Raw genomic sequence first — 15,930 nt, 5'->3', positions numbered from 1 at the left:
GGGGCGCGGGCCCCGGCGCCGCCCCCCGGGCCCGGCGCGCCCGGGCCCTTCCGCCCCCCCGCGGTGGGGGGGTCCCCCCCCGGGGGGCGGGGGGGGCGCCGCGCGCGCGGGCGGGGGGGGGCGCCGCGCGCGCGCCCCACCACCGGATACGGGTTTCTTTCCGGTTGACGAGATCGGCCTTCCTCTTTCAAGTGACGGAACGTCAACTCCCGTTTTCGAACGATGATTTGACTCCAGCAAGGAAGCTACAAGTGACTCCCAATCCGCTGCCGATCAAGGCAGTCTGCCGTGACTGCGGCCGCCTGTTCGTTCGGCGCCCTGTCGGCCGTCCCACCGACCGCTGCGAGACCTGCCGCATGCGCCGTTCCCGCTCGGCGCGCGTGCTGCCGGTCGTCGAGGTCCGCCCCGAGGTCATCAGCGGCGAGCAGGCCGCGGTCGTCATCACGCGAGCGGAAGAGAAACTCCACGAACTCAAGCGCCTGGTCCTCGACCCCAAATCCGGCATCGATCCGTTGGTGGCCCGCCGCGAACTGGCGGATATCGCCGACGCGCTCGACGCGGCGGTCGTTCAGCAGGCCCGCGAGCGAGGTAGCCGCTGGGAGTCGATCGGCGGGGCGCACTTCCTGACCGCGGACACCCTTCGCAAGAAGTGGACCCCCGTGCGAATCGAGAAGGCCCTCGCCCCCTACCCGGTCCCCGCTAGCCCTCGGGTCAAGATTCGCCCGGTCGTCCCGCGCCAGCAACCGCGTACCACCTCCACCGCCCGAGAGGCCGTCGGACGCCGGGCCGCCCGGGAGAGCGGCTCGAGCCCATCCGACCAGCCCGGAAACACAGTCCAGGACCAGGCCCAGGCCCCGCCAGGCACCACCGCCGAACCCCTCACCGCCGCGTCCCCGAAACCGGGCACCGAACTCACCACGGCCCTGTCCGGACTTCGCCGCAGGAGCGGCCTCACGCTCAAGGCCATCGCCGACGAGGCCCGCATCGACTCCTCCTACATCACCCACATTCTGGCCGGAAAGCGCATTCCCTCCTGGCCGGTCACCCGCAGCATCGCCAAAGCCTGCGGCGCCGACCCGGCCACCGTGCGGCCACAGTGGGAAGCCACCCGGTCGCCCCGCCCCGAGGCCGAGAACTCAGCGCTGGAAGCCGGAGCGCGTCTGCACGACCTGGTGTGCGACCTGTACCAGGCCGCCTCCCGCCCAGCCCCGTCGGCGATCTGCAAGATGGCCCACGGTCGCATCGACACCCGCGACGTGGCGGGCCTGATCGACGACGGCCGAATCCCCGACTGGCACACCGTCGAGCACGTCGTCACCGCCCTGCGCGGCCAGCCCTCCGTCGCCGAAGCCCTGTGGGACCGGGCCCGATCCGCCTGGGGCCTGGCCAGGACGTCCGCCCGCGGACACCTGCCCGCATGCGCCTTCGGCTGATCCCGCTGCCCACCGCCCGCCCACCCACCCACCCGCCATGGAGGGAGACGACCATGACCGTCACCACCCATCCCATCGAGTACTCGACCGCGATTGAGGCCTCCGCCGACTTCGCCGCGTTCTGCGAACTTCACCAGCCCCGCTACCGCCTGGTCGCACTCCTGGCCTCACGCAATGAAGCCGAAGCTGACGGTGCTGTCCAAGCAGCCCTCGGCGAGCTCGCCACCCACTGGGACGACGCCCTCGCCAGCCCCAGCGTGAGCGCCTATGCCTGGCCCTTGGTCAAGCGCCGCATCACCGACCCCCACCCCGCCCTTGGTGAACTCGCCGACGACGTCCTCCTCGGAAGGATTCTCCACCTCACACGTACCCAGATTGCCGAGACCACTGGACGACACATACCCCGCCAGCCCATACCGCGCCGCAGCCGTTCGTACTGACCTGCCGTCACGAATCCGCCACCCCGGCGGACTTCCGCAGTGCCACCGGGGAGGCGCGGTCGGGCGGGCCGGTAAGCCCCGACGACTTGCAGGACCCGAGCTGGGCCGTGCCCGCAATGGCGCACCACCACCACGGTCCCGGAGGCCATCGTGGCGGTCGGGGTTCTTTTGTTGGTCGTCCCTCTTGTCGTCGACGGGCTGGCACGTCGGGGCAGCAGCGCCGCCCCGCCCCATCGCAGGGCGTGCCAGGCGGTGGTGGTCATCCAGGGCATGCCCTGCCCGGAGGCTTCGGTGATCTTGTAGATCTCGCTGACGACTTGCATGCCGCCCGGGGTGAGCGGCGACGCCGGCCAGGTTGTTCCACCGGCCGATCCGGTACTCCCACGGTTTGGGCTCCCAGCGGGGTCGAGGTACCGGGGCGGGCTTCTGGGTGCGGATTCGGGCGCCGTCAAGGCCTGTGTCGGCCTGGTTGTCGCAGGCCCGTAGTAGGACGTCGTTCCACTTGTTGCCGATGGCCGGGCGGGGGAGGAGCGTGCGCACACTGTCGCGTAACCGGCCCCGCAGTGGATGTCATCGTCAGCGATGCGCTGGTGGCCGCCGCCGTCGACCAGGGTGCCGATGAGCCGGTCGATCGTCGCGGACGGCCAGACCCCGCCGGCGCTGCGCTTTATGGGCGACGAGCGCATCTACGGCAAGACCGTCTGCACCTGGACGCTCGGCCAGTGCATACGCGCCGCCGGCCGTCTTGGTTCTGGTGCCGACCGTAAGCGCATCCGCCTCGGCGCCAAGCCCGTCACCGCAGGTGAGTCTTCGCCGAAGCCCAACGCGAGGGCTGGCTCGGCGAGGTCGACGGCCTGGAGATCAGTCTTGCTGGCGCCGAGGACAAGCTCGCGCAAATGGATACTCAGACGGCAGCGACTCGACAAGCTATCCACCTAGGAATTCCTTCATTCGGTGAGATCGCTGCGAGAGGTATCTAATCATCGGACTGGCCGCCACCAAATGTCCGCCACTAGAGGGGGGCGGTCGCGATCTAGCATCCAGCGGACGCGACTCAGACCCCTGCACCGGCATGATGCCCATATGAACCAAGGGATTGCAGTCTTGCTGGGTGCGAGCGTCGGGGCGGCGGGGGCCAGCTTCGGAGCTGTCGTCACAGCGAAGGCATCACGCTGGCAGGTGCGCCAGCAAGCAACCCACACACAACGGCAGATTCAACGACAACTACGCCGAGATGCCTATGCTGCAATTCTGCAGGCTGCTGAGAAGGTGATGGAAGCCAACGCCACGTGGAGGGCTTACCTCGAAATGCTCTCTCCAGGTACGACCGTAGTGACTCCGCGATGGCAGGAAGAAGTGGACGCAGCCAACCGAGACCTCAATCAGGCTGCAGCTGTGGTGATACTTGAAGGTCCTAAGCTAGCTCGGACGGCGTCTCAAGGGCTCCGAATGGCCCGGAACGACTGGAGATCGGCGCTTCGCGCGTGGCAGGACGCGGTTGCGAACCACGGGTCCATGCAGGATGCACAAGATCGCACCTCGCAGATGGAGCAGCGATTCAACGACGCCTATGTCAGTTTCGTCTCCGCCGCGACAGACGTGCTTGCTCTGCCCCCAGCTGCCGACGCAGGAAAGTGACCGGCGAAGTCCCCGTAGACCATTGTTCCTAGTTCGGAGAAGGCGCCCTGTGCCGGCAGTGCAATGTCCGGCTCGGGTCGCTGGAGGCGGCGCTGTGCCTGCCGGATCGGGTGTTCGATACCCGGGCCAATGACCTGCACCGGGCGCTGTGGCGGGACAGGTCGGTGAAGTTGGCCGCGTACCGCAGGGACTTCGCCTACCTCGGCCTGAACGAGGCGGAGTACGAGCGCCGGCTGCGTGCTGTGCACGAGGCGCTGGTGCTGCCGTACGTGTACTGGGCGCAGGTGACGGCGGAGCCGGTCACCCGGGCGACCGTGTGGACGAAGATCGGGCCGCTGTGCGACGACGAGGAGACGGAGCGGCACCGGGCCCGGCTGACGGGCGACCCGCCATCGCACCGGTGGGTGCACGTGACACGGGAGCCGGACGACGGGGTCAACTCCCCCTTCCCGCGCGGCTTGGTCGTGGCCGCCTGCGCGACGGACGGTGCCCGGGGACTCCACCGGGACCTGCGCGGCCCGGTCGACACGAGCCGCTGGGACGACCGGGCGCGGGCGTTCGCAGAGCTGGCGGTGCCGGTGCTGACCAGTCGTCCGGTGACGCGGGAGCAGTTCCGCGCCGCCCACTGGAGGGACGACGAGCCGGCGCCGGCCACGGCGGACGGGCTGCGCGAACTGCTCCTCGGCTACGGCTACCTGCCGGGTTGGCTCGACCTGGCGGTGCGTATCGCCCTGGAGGACCTGGCCGGGGACCTGCCGGATGCACGCTGGGCCGTGCCCTCCACCGCACGCCGCCACTGGTGGGCGTTGTTCGTGCACTGGGGCGACCGGTGGAACCCGCCTTCGCCGACGGCCTGAGGCGAGACGGATTCGAAGGGGTGCACAGCACTGCCGTGCACCCCTTCACGCTGTACTTCCAAAGTGCACGGGTCTACTGTTTGGTCATGCGCTACCGTTTGGGGGTTTACTCGTGAGGATCAGCATCGGCGACGAGCACGTCGACGTGCCCGACGACCTGGCCCGGGCCCTGCTCGCCGGATTGCGGGGCGAGCGTCTGGTGGAGCCGCCGCAGGCCACCGAGTTCGACGACCTGGTCGTTCTGGTCGCATGCCTCAGCCGCCTCACCCAGCACCTGACTGTGGTGAAGGAAGTGGCGATGTCCCGCGCGGACGCCGCCGGCGCCTACTCCAACCGGCGCGCCCTGGCCATCGCCGCCGCGATGTCCGCCTCCCAGCTCGGCCGTGTCCTGCAGGGCCACGGCCTGCCCAAGGACCGCCGTGCCGACGGAGTGGACCTGGTCGTCGCCTACCGCACCACCGACGACGGAGTCCTGCACCTGGCCGACGAGAACGACGTGGAGGACCTGCCCTCCTTCACCCTGCCGTTCGACCCCGCCACGGACCCGGCGCACGACACCGGCCGGGAAGCGACCTTCTACTACCGCCCCCAGGTCCCGATCGCCGAAGCCGCCCTCGGGCGCGCCGCCGGCTACACCCTGCGCGACGCCGACCGGAACGTGATCGGCTGCGTCACCGAGGACGTCTTCGACGCCCTGTTCGGCGACCCGCGCCTGGACCCGACCCGACCCAACGGACGCTGAGGAGAAGCCCGATGTCCGACGAGCTGTTCGACTCCGTCGACGCGCTGCTCGCCGCCGTGTCCACCGGCCTGCCCGTCCCGGCGGAGCGCAAGCGGCTGCGCCTGGCGGCCGGTCTGACGCCCGCGCAGATCGCCGCGGCCCTGCGGGTCGGCTCGAAGCTGGTGCTGGAGTGGGAGGACGGCAGCGCCGTCCCGGGCCCGGACATCGCCCCGGCCTACACCCGCCTGCTGGAGGGCCTGGCTGCCCGCTTCCCCGCGCCGGAGGAACCCGCCGCCGGCGCTGCCCGGCCTGCCCCGGTCGCGCCGCCCGCGACTGTCCCCGTGGTCGGGCCGCAGACTCCCGTCGCGCCCGCCGCCCCGGTGTCGCCCGCCGGTCGGCAGACGCAGACCGCGCCTGCCGGGCCGCAGCCGGTGATGCTCGATCAGAACCCGGACAGCTCGCTGGTGATGGCCGCGGCCGCGCCGTGCGTGCAGTGCGGGCAGCCGTCCGTCTACCGCGCCCAGGGCCGGCCGATGCACCTCGGCGGGTTCTGCCGCCCCACCGCCCCGGCCCCCGCCGACGTCCAGGCCGGCTCCGCGGCCCCGCTCGCAGCGGCCCCGACCCCGACCCCGGCCCCGGTCGCTGCGCCGCCGTCGGCAGCGCCTGCTTCGGCGCGGATCGGTCAGCGTCCGGCCCGTGCCCAGGGCCGCCCGGCTGCGCCGCGCGCCACCGGCGCGGCCCCCGCGATCTCGCCGGCCGTCGGGCGGTGGGCACCGGTGGTGGCGCTGGACGCCGCCGAGGACGGCGGCTGGGTGCTGGACGTCCCCGGCTTCCCGGCCCCGGCCGGGCCCAAGCTCGGCGACTGGTTCGCCTGGCTGGGCACCGGGCTGCCGCTGCGCGTGGAGCGCGCCCACCCGCAGGGCCGTGGCGGGGACGGCGCGGTCTGCCTGACCGCCGCCGCCCTCAAGCAGCTCGGCCTGCCCACCGCCCTGCCCACCACGGACAAGGCGCTCGCGTCGCTGCGGGCGAAGCTGGCGAAGGCCGCCGCCGCAGTGGGCATGGAGATCTCCGAGAGCATCGGGCCGGTCTTCAGGGCCTTCCGCCGCGCCGGGTCGGCCGGCGGCCCGAAGACCTCCCTCCAGGTGACCGTCGCGCCGTGGCTCGGCCAGGGCGACGCCCGCCAGCAGGCCGTCAGCGGGCTCGCGGCCCCGCTCGCCACCGCCCCCGACGGTGCCCGGGACGGGGCGACGTTCGCCCGCCGCTACCGGGCTTTCACCGCCGACCTCGGCGTCGCCCCGGGCGCCACGACCGCCTCCACCGCGATGCTGCTCCTGGACGCGGTCCGGCCGCGGGTGGAGTGGGTCAAGGACGAGGCGACGGGGGAGTGGTCATCGCACTTGCGCGAGGGCGCGCTCCCGGCTGGGGACCGGTGCGTGCCGGCCGCGGCCGGCGCCCGCCACCCCCTCACCCACCAGCTGCTGTCCAAGGGCGTGGCGGTGTGCGAGGAGGAGGACTACAAGTGGTGGGCCCGCGAGCCCACCCCGGAGGAGACCGGCCGCTTGTTCGCGGTCGCGGTCGACGTCTGCGCCTCCTACCTGTCCGTCACCGACTCCCTGCCGCTGCCGATCGGCGAGCTGGAGCACGTGACGAACCCGGCCTGGGGCAAGGGCAAGACCGCCGGCCTGTGGCTGTGCGACTTCACCGACATCGAGGTGGACGAGCTGCTGCCCCATCCCGCCACCTGCCACGGCCGCCCGCCCACCGGACCGGGCTGGTACGCCACCCCCACGGTGGCCTACATGGCCAGCACCTACCAGTTCGACCCGGCGACGATCACCGAGGCATACCTGTCCACGCACACCGCACCGCTCCTCAAGGAATGGACCACCCGCATCCGCGCCGCCTACAAGCGCGTCTACGCCGAGCTCGGCCTCACCGACGGCCAGAGCCCCGAGGAGTTCCTCGCCGCCTACGCCGCCCACAAGGAGGTCGGCCAGGACACGGCACGCGCGGACGCCCTGGCCCTGGCCGCCCTGTACAAGAACATCTACAAGGGCGGCATCGGGAAGTGGTCCGACTCCGCCCGCCACCTCGACGACGACACCTGGCTGGAGAAGGTGGCGGGGTCCTGGTCCTACCGCCCGGAGATCCGCTTCCACATCGTCGCGGCCGCCCGCATCGCCGCCCACCGCCGCCTGCGCAAGACCTGGCTTCTGACCGGCCGCGCCCCGTTCGCCGTCAACGTCGACTCCTACCTCTACGCCATCGACGCCCCGTCCCCGCTGGAACTCCTCCCCGTCAAGGACGACGGCACGCCGGTACCCGGGGCGCTGCGCCTGGGCATCGCGCCGGGCAGCCACAAGCACGAGGCATCCATCCCGCTGCAGGAGACGGTGGAGGCGATGGAACGCCGCGAGCACCCCTCCAAGCTGACCCACCAGTACGCCACCGACGGCACCCGCATCGGCCCCGAGCGGGCCGGCACTGACGCTGTCGACGCCAGCAACGACGAGCAGGAAGAAGACGACATCTGATGGCCGGCTTCAAGGGCATGTTCGGGCGGATCCGCGAAGCGCTCTTCCCCTCACGGAAGGCACCGGTGCAGTCGACCACCCAGGCCGAACACGTGCGCGAGCGCAAATACGGCGGCAACACCAAGGCCATGGCCGCCGCCTACAACGTCGCCCCGCGCACCGTCCTGCGCTGGATCGACGGCACCCGCCACCCCAAAGGCGCGGACGCCGAGCGGCTGCGCCTGGACGCGGTCGATGTGCAGACCACCGAGCGCGGCCGCGAGCGCAAGGCGAAGCAGCTGGCCAAGCTCGGCGCGCACTCCGGGATCACCGCCCGGGTCGGCCGCACCCGCACCTTCGAGATCCAGGGCTCGGACGCCGTCCGGGCCCGCGACATCCACCTCGCCCTCACCGGCGACCAGGCCGCCGCCCTCGCCCTCGCCGAGGACGAGGGCGAGATGCGCGAGATCGTCGGCGAAGCCCTGGCCGACTACTTCAACGGCGGCGGCGGATACGGCGGCTTCACCGCCGACGACTTCGAGTATGACGTCGACGACTTCGACCTGAGCTGACCGCTCGGAAAGGACACCCACCCATGGCCGCAGCCGGAGTACAGCTTCAACTGTACGAGCTGGACGGCGCCCAGCACCTGGCCGTCGCCGACGTGACCGCCATGCTGCGCTCCTTCTCCCGCAGCTGGGGCGGCTGGGTCGACGCCGGTCACGCTGACCTCGACCCCCTGCACCGTCGGTCTGCTCGGCTCCGCCCTGGCCGACTTCGCGGACCAGCTCGAGCCCGCCCCCCACCCTGGCCGCTGCTGACCCGCCCTGACGGCGAAGGAGCCCTGATGCCGAACAAGCCCGGCCTCACCCACCACGAGCATCTGCGCCTGGCCCAGGTGCTCGCCGGGATTCGGGACCAGCTGCAGCACGAGCGCGTCGAGCTGCTGGGGGCCTACCCGCAGCACGGCCCCTTGTCGCGACCGGCGCAGCGGCTCCTGGCCGCGATGGAAGCGGTGAACCAGGCGCGCGACGCGCTGGAGAACCAGCACTTCGCCGAGCACCCCGAGCACGCGTCGACGAAGGCGTACTACCCGCTCACGGAGCACCGGGCCCAGATCACGGTGCCGGTCCTGCCGGGCCCGCAGCTGCGGGTGGTCAAGCCGTGAGCGGGCGGTCCGGCCGGAGGGAGCTCGGCAGCACGGCCCGCCGGCGGGCTGTGCGCGATCTGCCGCCGCCCAATCGGGACCGCCCGGCGGGCGCTGAGCAAGTCGCAGAAGCCGTGCCATGCCGCGTGCCTGGAGCGGGCCACGGCGGCCGGGCGCCGGTCGGTGGCGCCGGACACCCCCCTGCCCCCGGTGCCGGGCAAGGCCCCGCGGCCGCGCCCGGCCCGGCCGGTGCCGGCTACCGCGTCCGAACGCGGGCCGGGTACGCCGTCGCGGTTCCCCGGGCGCTGCCCGATGTGCAAGGAGGCGTACCCGGCGAAGACCCGGGTGACGAAGATCTTCGCGGGGTGGGCGCACACCGACTGCGTGTTCCCGCCCGAAACCCGCAGCAACGGCGGCCCGGCCGTGGCGTTCGAGGAGAACCGGCAGGCGGTGCTGTCCGGTGAGACGTTCCGCAGCCGGGCCCCCTCGACCTGGCGCAGGAAATCCTCTCCGAGCCGGGGCTGACGGGTGACCGACGAGGTGTGGCCGGTCTGGCCCGGCCACACAGCCGGACCGGACCCACCGCGGATCCCGCCCTGGACGGCGGATGCCCGCTGTCGCCACCAAACCGTCGTTCCCCTTCATCGAACAGGGAATCCGCATGCCTGGTAGTCCTCTCGAACGAGTATCGGCCGCTTCGGGCGCGGCCACTAGGCTGCGCCCATGACGACCGAAGACACAGCCTTCGACCCTGCCGACGCCGCCGAAGAGGCCAAGTACGAGGCACAGCTCCAGCAGTACGCCGAGGAGGCGGCCCGATTCGGTAGCGCCACCCTCACCCACGGCCTGCTGCGCCCTCCAGTCCTGGCGGAGGAGTTGGTTGCCCACTTCGCCCGCTTCGTGCGGGAGAAGGTGGAGCTGGATGCCCAGTTGGCTGGCCTCACCGTGGTGGGCGAGGTCGAGGTACTCCACCTTCCCGCCCTCACCTCCTTCTTCTCGTCCGGCGGCGAGAAGGTCGGCGTCCACGCTGTGCCCCCGCTTCGCGGGTACGCACTGCCGGACGGAGTGGAGGCCGACACCGTGCACACGGTGGCCACCGCCCGTGCGGTCCTTCGCCCGTCGGCCGGTCAGTAGGCGCCGAAGTCCCCGGCCGAGCTCCTCTCGCCGCTCGCTGTACGCCGCTTCGCCGACCGGGGCCGGGACGGCCGCCGTCGCCGCCCCGTGGAGGCGGGCAGCAACTTGTCCGAGGTGGACCGTAGTGTGGCCGGCCAGGCCGCGCTGTCCGCGGTCTGTTTCCGGAAGAGAGAGGAGTCGATCGTGGCGATCAGCGCCCTGCGGGCGGCCTGGGTACCGGACGACGATCCGGAGAGGGACTGGGAGTTGGCAGCCGACCTGGCTGTGTCCTGGATACGGCGGGAGTGTGCCGAGCAGAGGGCTTCGGGCGTGCTCGTGGTCAACGCCTTTGGCGTGGAGCAGCAGGTTCCGTCGTTGCGCTCCTTCGCAGCCGAGCACACCGTTACGACTCCACGCGCCTCCCGCGATCGTGTCGGACGCGGCGTCAGGCCCGTGCTGGCGTACGTGCCCGACGAGAAGACCCTCGACTTCGCTACGCACCTCGCTCGCGGATCGTCGTTGGCCGTCGTGGAGAGCACCCAGGGCTTCGCGCTCCGGGGCTGGGCGAGCGCGCTCGGGGCCATCGACTTGACCAGGCCCGACGAGCGGCCGGAAGAGGCCAGTCCCGGATTCGCCAAGGCCATCGACCGGCTGGACCTCTACAAGAACAACGGCTTCGGCGACCCGTTCGGCAAGCAGCAGGCCCTGCACATCCTCCAGGACCTGGTCCGCTCGGAAGGGCTCGACCCCGAGGCCGTCCTGGGCGCTCTGGCTGCCCGGGGCGCTTCCAGCCGAGCTCTCCGCAACCTCGCGAAGCTGATCGACGAGCTCGGCCAGCACTGAACGTACCCCTGAGCGAAGGGCGGGAAGTCCGCTGCTCAGGGCTCGATGAAGGGCAGTGAGACGGCGGCCAGCTTGGTCTGCAGGTTGAGGTCGCTGGTGACCACGTACCAGGCCGAGCCGGGATGACGGGACTGCAGCAGCAGAGTGGAGGCGACGAACCGGTCGTCCGGGACGTCCAGGTCCAGCCAGACCGGCAGGGCGTCCGACTTCGGCTCGATGTGCTCGAAGACCACATGTACGCCGCCGGCGACCCGGACTCCGCGGGTCACGTCGCCGCCGTTGCTGCGCAGGCCCTTGAGCCGCCGGTCGGCCTTCTTCGCCGCCTCCCGCAGCTCCGGCGTCCGGCCGCCCCGCTTGTGGTCGTCGACCTCCCTCAGCACCACCGGCAGCAGGTGCGCGATGTACCGCGTGCCCGCCTCGGCGGTGTACGCGGCCAGGTCCGGGTTGTCGATCAGCGCGTTGGTGTCCACTACCAACCGCACCGGCCACTCGTCCTCCGGCAGCAGTTCGGTCAGATTGCGCAGCTGCGCCACAGCGGCGCGCAGCTTGTCGACGGCCTGGGGGATGTACTGCGGCACGGAGTGGTCGGTGGTCTTCCCCGAGCGGACCAGCCAGTTCTGCAGGAGCTTGAGGCTCCTGTCGAGCTTCTTGGCGGTCTCGGGGGTCGGGTGGGGGAACAGGAGCCGGAAGCGAGGTTCCCAGTCGCGCAGTCGGCCGAGCAGGCTCATCCGCTGGCGCTCGACATCGGGGGTGCTCGGCCCCCAGCCCCAGTCCGCGGCACCGACGAAGAAGACGCCGCTGCCTGATCGGTTGGGGTTCACGTAGTGGATGGTCGACGCTTCGAGGACGGCGACGAAGTCCTCCTCATCCCCTGATGATGTCCGACGGCCCCGACACCATCACCCCGTTTACTCGATCTCTGTCCGCAGGCCGCCGACCGAACGCCGGCCCGATGACAGACGACACCAACTCCAGCCCGGTGCCCGGTGCGTACGGGCGCCGTCGCCGCCAGATCCAGCGCCTGGTCGACGGCGGCCGGCTGAACGACCTCGCTCCCGAGCCCGGCGACGAACGCCTCCTGGACGTGCTGACTCGCACGGGCCACCGCACCGCCCTGGACGTCCAGTGTGAAGCTGCATGTATTTGTCGCCAGTCGCGGCGGTTTTCTGTCGTTGGGTGTGGGGGTGTTTTCCCTGGTCAGTGGTGGTGGGTGGCTGGTGGTGCGTCAGTTTGGTGCAGCTTCTGGCGTCATTGGGATGACGTTCTGCCTGGTCGGGTTCGTGCGGCTTCTTCTGGCTGACGGCATGTCCGTCTTGTGCCAGATAGTCCGGCTGGGGGTCATCGGAATGCGGTTTCGGGCGTCATCGTGGTGCGGTCGCTGTCTTCCTGGAGGGGCAAGGGGACGGGCTCGGTCGTTGCCGGGGCTGTCGGTCGGGCCGGGAGGGCGTGGATGGCGGACGGTGGTGGCGGGAGTGATGCGGCGGGGTCTGGTGGTCCGGCGGGGGTGGTGCGGGAGCAGGTGGTGTTCCGGCTCCTGGCCCTGGAGGAGCGCGGTGTTCTGACGCCTGGTCATGTGCGTCTTGCGGCGTCCTCGGCGGGCCGGTCGGTGCGGACGGTGCAGCGGTGGCTGCAGGAGGCCCGCCAGGAGGGCCGGACGGCGCGCAAGGCCCGGCCGCGGTTCACGGTCACGGACGAGGTCCACGCGCGGTTGGCGTTGTGGTGCGGGAACGCGGCGGCGGTCCATCGGGAGCTTGTTGTGCAGGCCCGTGCGTCGGCGGACGGCTCCGCGGTCGGGGGAGCCGGCGGGGAGCCGGCCGCGGGGGCCGGGGATGGTGGGGGAGTGGGTGTGCCGTCGTTGGCGACGTTCCAGCGGGCTGTGCGCCGGGATCTGAACGCGGGTCAGCGTGCCGCACTGAAGGGCGGGGAGGGAGCCAGGCGCGCGCACGATGTGCATCTGGCCCGTCCGGTGAAGTGGCGCAACGCCTGCTGGGAGGGCGACCACAAGCACCTGCCCGTCGAGGTCGAGCTGGACGGGCGGGCGGTGCGCCCGTGGGTGACGTGGTTCATCGACTGCGCGAGGAACGCGATCACGGGTGCGGCCGTCACCCCGCACCAGCCGTCTCGGGATGCGGTGCTGGCGGCGTTGCGGATCGCCTTGTCGAGGGACGAGAGCGGCGGCCCGTACGGGCCGATCGGCGGGCTGCCGGAGCTGGTGCGGGTGGACCGCGGAAAGGAGTTCCTGTGCGCCACGGTGACCCGGGCGCTGGGCGCGCTCGCGGTCCCGGTGCAGGATCTCCCCGCCCGCAGGCCGGAGTTGAAGGGCACGGTGGAGAACCTCAACCACTGCGTCGTCGACATGTTCCTGGTCGCGCAGCCCGGCTACCTCCACGCCCCGCCGCCACGACCGGCCCGCGGACACGGCGCGGCGACCTGGACGGCCTGCTGTCGTTCGCCGAGTTCACCGCACGGCTCCTGGACTGGGTGCGGTGGTGGAACACCGAGCACCGCCCGCAGCCGCTCGGCGGCCGCACACCGCTCCAGGCGTGGCAGGACGACCCCACCCCGATCGAGGACGTCCCGCCCGCCCTGCTGCGCTCCTTCACCCTCGAGGACGCGGGAGGCGACAAGGTCCTGTCCACGAAGGGCGTGTACTGGCGGGGGCGTTACTACGTGGGCCCGTGGATGCACGGCATGGACGGCACCCCGGTAAGGGTGCGGTTCGTTCCCCACCACGACCACGAGATCGAGGTGTTCGACGCCGCCACCGGCGCCCACCTCGGGTCGGCGCACCTCGCGAACGCCGCCGCCGCGGCCCAGCGGGCCGCGCTGCGCCGGGCCAAGGACGCCTAGCGGCGCACGATGGTGCGGGCGCTGGCCTCCGCGGACCGCCAGCGCCGCCGGCTGGGCCGCTACGGCGCGGTCACCGGGCCGGGCCGGCCCGAGCCGCTGGCGGCGCTGACCGCAGCCGAGGCCGAGGAGCAGCTCGCCTCGGCCGCCGGGGCCGGGGGCTCTCTGGCGAAGCGGGCGCTTCCGGACCTCATCCCCCCGCGCGAGGCGCCCGCCTCATGGGCCCGCCCGGTCCACCGCTCCCGTCCGGCGGCACCCAGCACCAGCACCGACGCTGGCGCGCCGCCCGGGACGCCGCACACCCCGGACAGCGGCGGCGCCGCGGACGAGGCCGACGAAGAAGCAGAACGAGAAGGAGGACGCCAGTGACGACCGCGGACCGACTGGGCCGGCTGCCCGCCGAACGCGAAGACCACTACATGCGCCTGCGCGGCGCCCAAGTCGTCGCCACCAAAGCCCTGTTGGCGGCACGGGAGAACATCCGCGCCGCGATCGAAGCCAGGGCGATGATCTGCATCTACGGCAGAGCCGGGCACGGCAAGTCGTTCGCGGTCAACGCCTCGCTGCGCGACCTGGCCCCGCAGATCACCCACCGCATCCAGTTCCGCGCCCGCCCCTCGACCCGGGACCTGCGCCACGAACTGTTCTACGCCCTGGGACTCCCCGGACGCCCGCCCTCCCACGCGATCGAGTTCGACCGCATGCTGCGCGGCGCGCTCGAGGAGACCCGGGTACTGGTGTGCGACGAGGCCCAGTGGCTGTCGAAGCTGTGCTTCGAGTACCTGCGCTACCTGTGGGACGACACCGGTACCGACCTGACGATCGTCTTCACCGGCGGCAACGGCTGCTTCGAGATGCTGCAGAGCGAGCCGATGCTCGAATCCAGGGTCTACTGCTGGCAGGAGATCGACCCCCTGACGCTGGAGGAGGTCCAGGCGAACATCCCGGCCTTCCACCCGATCTGGGCGGATGCCGATCCAGAGCTGATCGCCTTGTGCGACCGCGAGGCCGCCCACGGCAACTTCCGGGCCTGGGCGAAGATCACCCACCACCTCACGGCCGGCATGAAGGAAGCCGGGCGCGCCAAGGTGGACGAGGACCTGGTGCGCTGGGCCTACAGCAAACTCGGCCGACGACAGGCAGGCGCACCGTGCTGACCTGCCCCGACCCGCCGCCGGTCACCGTCGTCCTCGACCCCCACGACGACCTGCCCCACACCCGAGCCGCCCAGGCCGCCCACAACCCCACCACCGGCCGGGCCACCGTCCACCCCACCGTCGGCACCGACTCCACTATCTGCCTCGCCTACGACATCCTCGCCGCCCTCGGCAAACCCGTCCCCGTCACCGGCTACCCCAGCCTCGACCCCGACCCGCCCTGGGCGATGGCCGCCGCCTGGACCCTCGCCACCCCCATCACCCACCTCACCGTGCTGCGCGCCCACCTGCTCGGCCGCCGCCGCATCCACGACCTGCTCACCCTGCGCGAGCGCACCGGCGTCCACCTTGTCCTGGTCTGCCACCGCCGACGCCCCACCCCCACCCTCGAACAGGCCCTGCGCCAGGTGGACCACCGCCTCGCCGACGCGGCCGCCCGTCTGCCCGGCACCGACGACACCGACCTCCCGCACAGCCGCCCGCCCCGCCCCGTCCCGACGCACGACCGCTGGCTCAACTTGCCCGCCCTGACCACCTACCGCTCCGGCGACGTCACCCGACGCCGCTGCCGCTGCACCCCACCACTCGCCCACGACCGCGGCTTCCACCCGCCCCAGATGCCCCCCGCAACCGCCACCGAAGTCGCCCGCCGTCTCCACACCCGGGCCGCCCACCCCCATCTCGCGGCCCAGCTGGCCACCGCGGTCTTCACCGCCGCGTCCGACGCCCAACTGGCCACCGCCCGCCCCACCGACGGCGCCGCCACCATCGCCCTCCACGACCCGGACGGTCTGCGCTTCGGCTGCCTCACCCACCCCGTACCGCCCTGGGCCCGCCCCCTGCTCCTCGCCGCCGCCTACCAGCACGCCATCGCCGAAGCCGGCGACATCCCCCTGTTCGACGCCCCCTTCACCGGCAACGACCTGCCCCACCTGTACGACCTCGCCGACACCTGCAAACTCCGCCCTCCCCAGCCACCCAAGCCCCGCGCCCGCCCGGGCCGCCCCGCCCCCAAATTGCAGGACCAGCGCACGATCTGGCCCTTCAGCAACGCCCACTACCGCTACCCCTGGGCCGTCCCCGAGTACATGCGAGGCTGCCCGCCCCCACCCGCCTGGCGCAGGTAGCTGATTCCGAACTCGCGTGCAGGGCGAGCCCCATCCGGCTCGGTGGCTCCCTGGCCTGTTCCACCGGCAACCACCACGCCTGGCGTTCCTGGGT

The 15,930-nt window shown here is 72.0% G+C and carries 15 protein-coding genes and 1 pseudogene; 15 read left to right on the top strand and 1 reads right to left on the bottom strand.

Annotated elements, in window-relative coordinates:
- Positions 1-356: 356 nt before the first annotated feature.
- From ACGFWJ_RS35740 to ACGFWJ_RS35685, 12 genes are all read left to right on the top strand, one after another.
- On the top strand, positions 357-1,433 hold the full coding sequence (locus ACGFWJ_RS35740; RefSeq protein WP_392956888.1) for a helix-turn-helix domain-containing protein: 1,077 nt from the start codon (positions 357-359) through the stop codon (positions 1,431-1,433).
- A 53-nt stretch (positions 1,434-1,486) separates the two neighbouring features.
- A complete protein-coding gene (locus ACGFWJ_RS35735; protein WP_392956887.1) occupies positions 1,487-1,873 on the top strand; it encodes a hypothetical protein in 387 nt (128 codons plus the stop codon).
- A 618-nt stretch (positions 1,874-2,491) separates the two neighbouring features.
- The gene (locus ACGFWJ_RS35730; RefSeq protein ID WP_392956886.1) at positions 2,492-2,812 is read left to right on the top strand and encodes a hypothetical protein; all 321 of its coding nucleotides are present in this window, start codon (positions 2,492-2,494) and stop codon (positions 2,810-2,812) included.
- A gap of 144 nt (positions 2,813-2,956) precedes the next feature.
- The gene (locus ACGFWJ_RS35725) at positions 2,957-3,511 is read left to right on the top strand and encodes a hypothetical protein (RefSeq protein ID WP_392956885.1); all 555 of its coding nucleotides are present in this window, start codon (positions 2,957-2,959) and stop codon (positions 3,509-3,511) included.
- Between the two features lie 110 nt (positions 3,512-3,621).
- Entirely contained in the window at positions 3,622-4,368 is a 747-nt protein-coding gene (locus ACGFWJ_RS35720) for a hypothetical protein (protein WP_392956883.1), read from the top strand.
- A 112-nt stretch (positions 4,369-4,480) separates the two neighbouring features.
- Entirely contained in the window at positions 4,481-5,110 is a 630-nt protein-coding gene (locus ACGFWJ_RS35715; RefSeq protein ID WP_392956882.1) for a hypothetical protein, read from the top strand.
- A gap of 11 nt (positions 5,111-5,121) precedes the next feature.
- Positions 5,122-7,623 carry a multiprotein-bridging factor 1 family protein gene (locus tag ACGFWJ_RS35710; RefSeq protein ID WP_392956880.1) on the top strand — a complete coding sequence of 834 codons (2,502 nt, stop codon included), beginning with the start codon at positions 5,122-5,124 and terminating at the stop codon, positions 7,621-7,623.
- Positions 7,623-8,174, top strand: a complete 552-nt coding sequence (locus ACGFWJ_RS35705; RefSeq protein ID WP_392956879.1) for a hypothetical protein — start codon at positions 7,623-7,625, stop codon at positions 8,172-8,174. Before ACGFWJ_RS35710 ends, ACGFWJ_RS35705 begins: the two co-directional genes overlap by 1 nt.
- A gap of 23 nt (positions 8,175-8,197) precedes the next feature.
- The gene (locus ACGFWJ_RS35700) at positions 8,198-8,770 is read left to right on the top strand and encodes a hypothetical protein (RefSeq protein WP_392956877.1); all 573 of its coding nucleotides are present in this window, start codon (positions 8,198-8,200) and stop codon (positions 8,768-8,770) included.
- A gap of 291 nt (positions 8,771-9,061) precedes the next feature.
- The gene (locus ACGFWJ_RS35695; RefSeq protein WP_392956876.1) at positions 9,062-9,274 is read left to right on the top strand and encodes a hypothetical protein; all 213 of its coding nucleotides are present in this window, start codon (positions 9,062-9,064) and stop codon (positions 9,272-9,274) included.
- A gap of 198 nt (positions 9,275-9,472) precedes the next feature.
- On the top strand, positions 9,473-9,883 hold the full coding sequence (locus ACGFWJ_RS35690) for a hypothetical protein (protein ID WP_392956875.1): 411 nt from the start codon (positions 9,473-9,475) through the stop codon (positions 9,881-9,883).
- Between the two features lie 183 nt (positions 9,884-10,066).
- Entirely contained in the window at positions 10,067-10,705 is a 639-nt protein-coding gene (locus ACGFWJ_RS35685; RefSeq protein WP_392956874.1) for a hypothetical protein, read from the top strand.
- 35 nt (positions 10,706-10,740) lie between these two features.
- On the opposite strand, the gene ACGFWJ_RS35680 is transcribed toward ACGFWJ_RS35685, so the two are convergent.
- On the bottom strand, positions 10,741-11,526 hold the full coding sequence (locus ACGFWJ_RS35680; protein WP_392956872.1) for a PIN domain-containing protein: 786 nt from the start codon (positions 11,524-11,526) through the stop codon (positions 10,741-10,743).
- 629 nt (positions 11,527-12,155) lie between these two features.
- On the opposite strand from ACGFWJ_RS35680, the pseudogene ACGFWJ_RS35675 reads away from it, so the two are divergent.
- From ACGFWJ_RS35675 to ACGFWJ_RS35665, 3 genes and pseudogenes are all read left to right on the top strand, one after another.
- Positions 12,156-13,921 (top strand): annotated as a pseudogene (locus ACGFWJ_RS35675) (Mu transposase C-terminal domain-containing protein).
- A complete protein-coding gene (locus ACGFWJ_RS35670) occupies positions 13,918-14,709 on the top strand; it encodes an AAA family ATPase (RefSeq protein WP_392956871.1) in 792 nt (263 codons plus the stop codon). Before ACGFWJ_RS35675 ends, ACGFWJ_RS35670 begins: the two are co-directional and overlap by 4 nt.
- Positions 14,703-15,836, top strand: a complete 1,134-nt coding sequence (locus ACGFWJ_RS35665; protein WP_392956869.1) for a hypothetical protein — start codon at positions 14,703-14,705, stop codon at positions 15,834-15,836. Before ACGFWJ_RS35670 ends, ACGFWJ_RS35665 begins: the two co-directional genes overlap by 7 nt.
- Positions 15,837-15,930: the final 94 nt, after the last annotated feature.

It is taken from the genome of Kitasatospora sp. NPDC048407, from assembly GCF_043200475.1.
GTDB lineage: Bacteria > Actinomycetota > Actinomycetes > Streptomycetales > Streptomycetaceae > Kitasatospora.
Note: the sequence above shows the minus strand (reverse complement) of the source record. Positions and strands in the feature narration are given on the sequence as shown.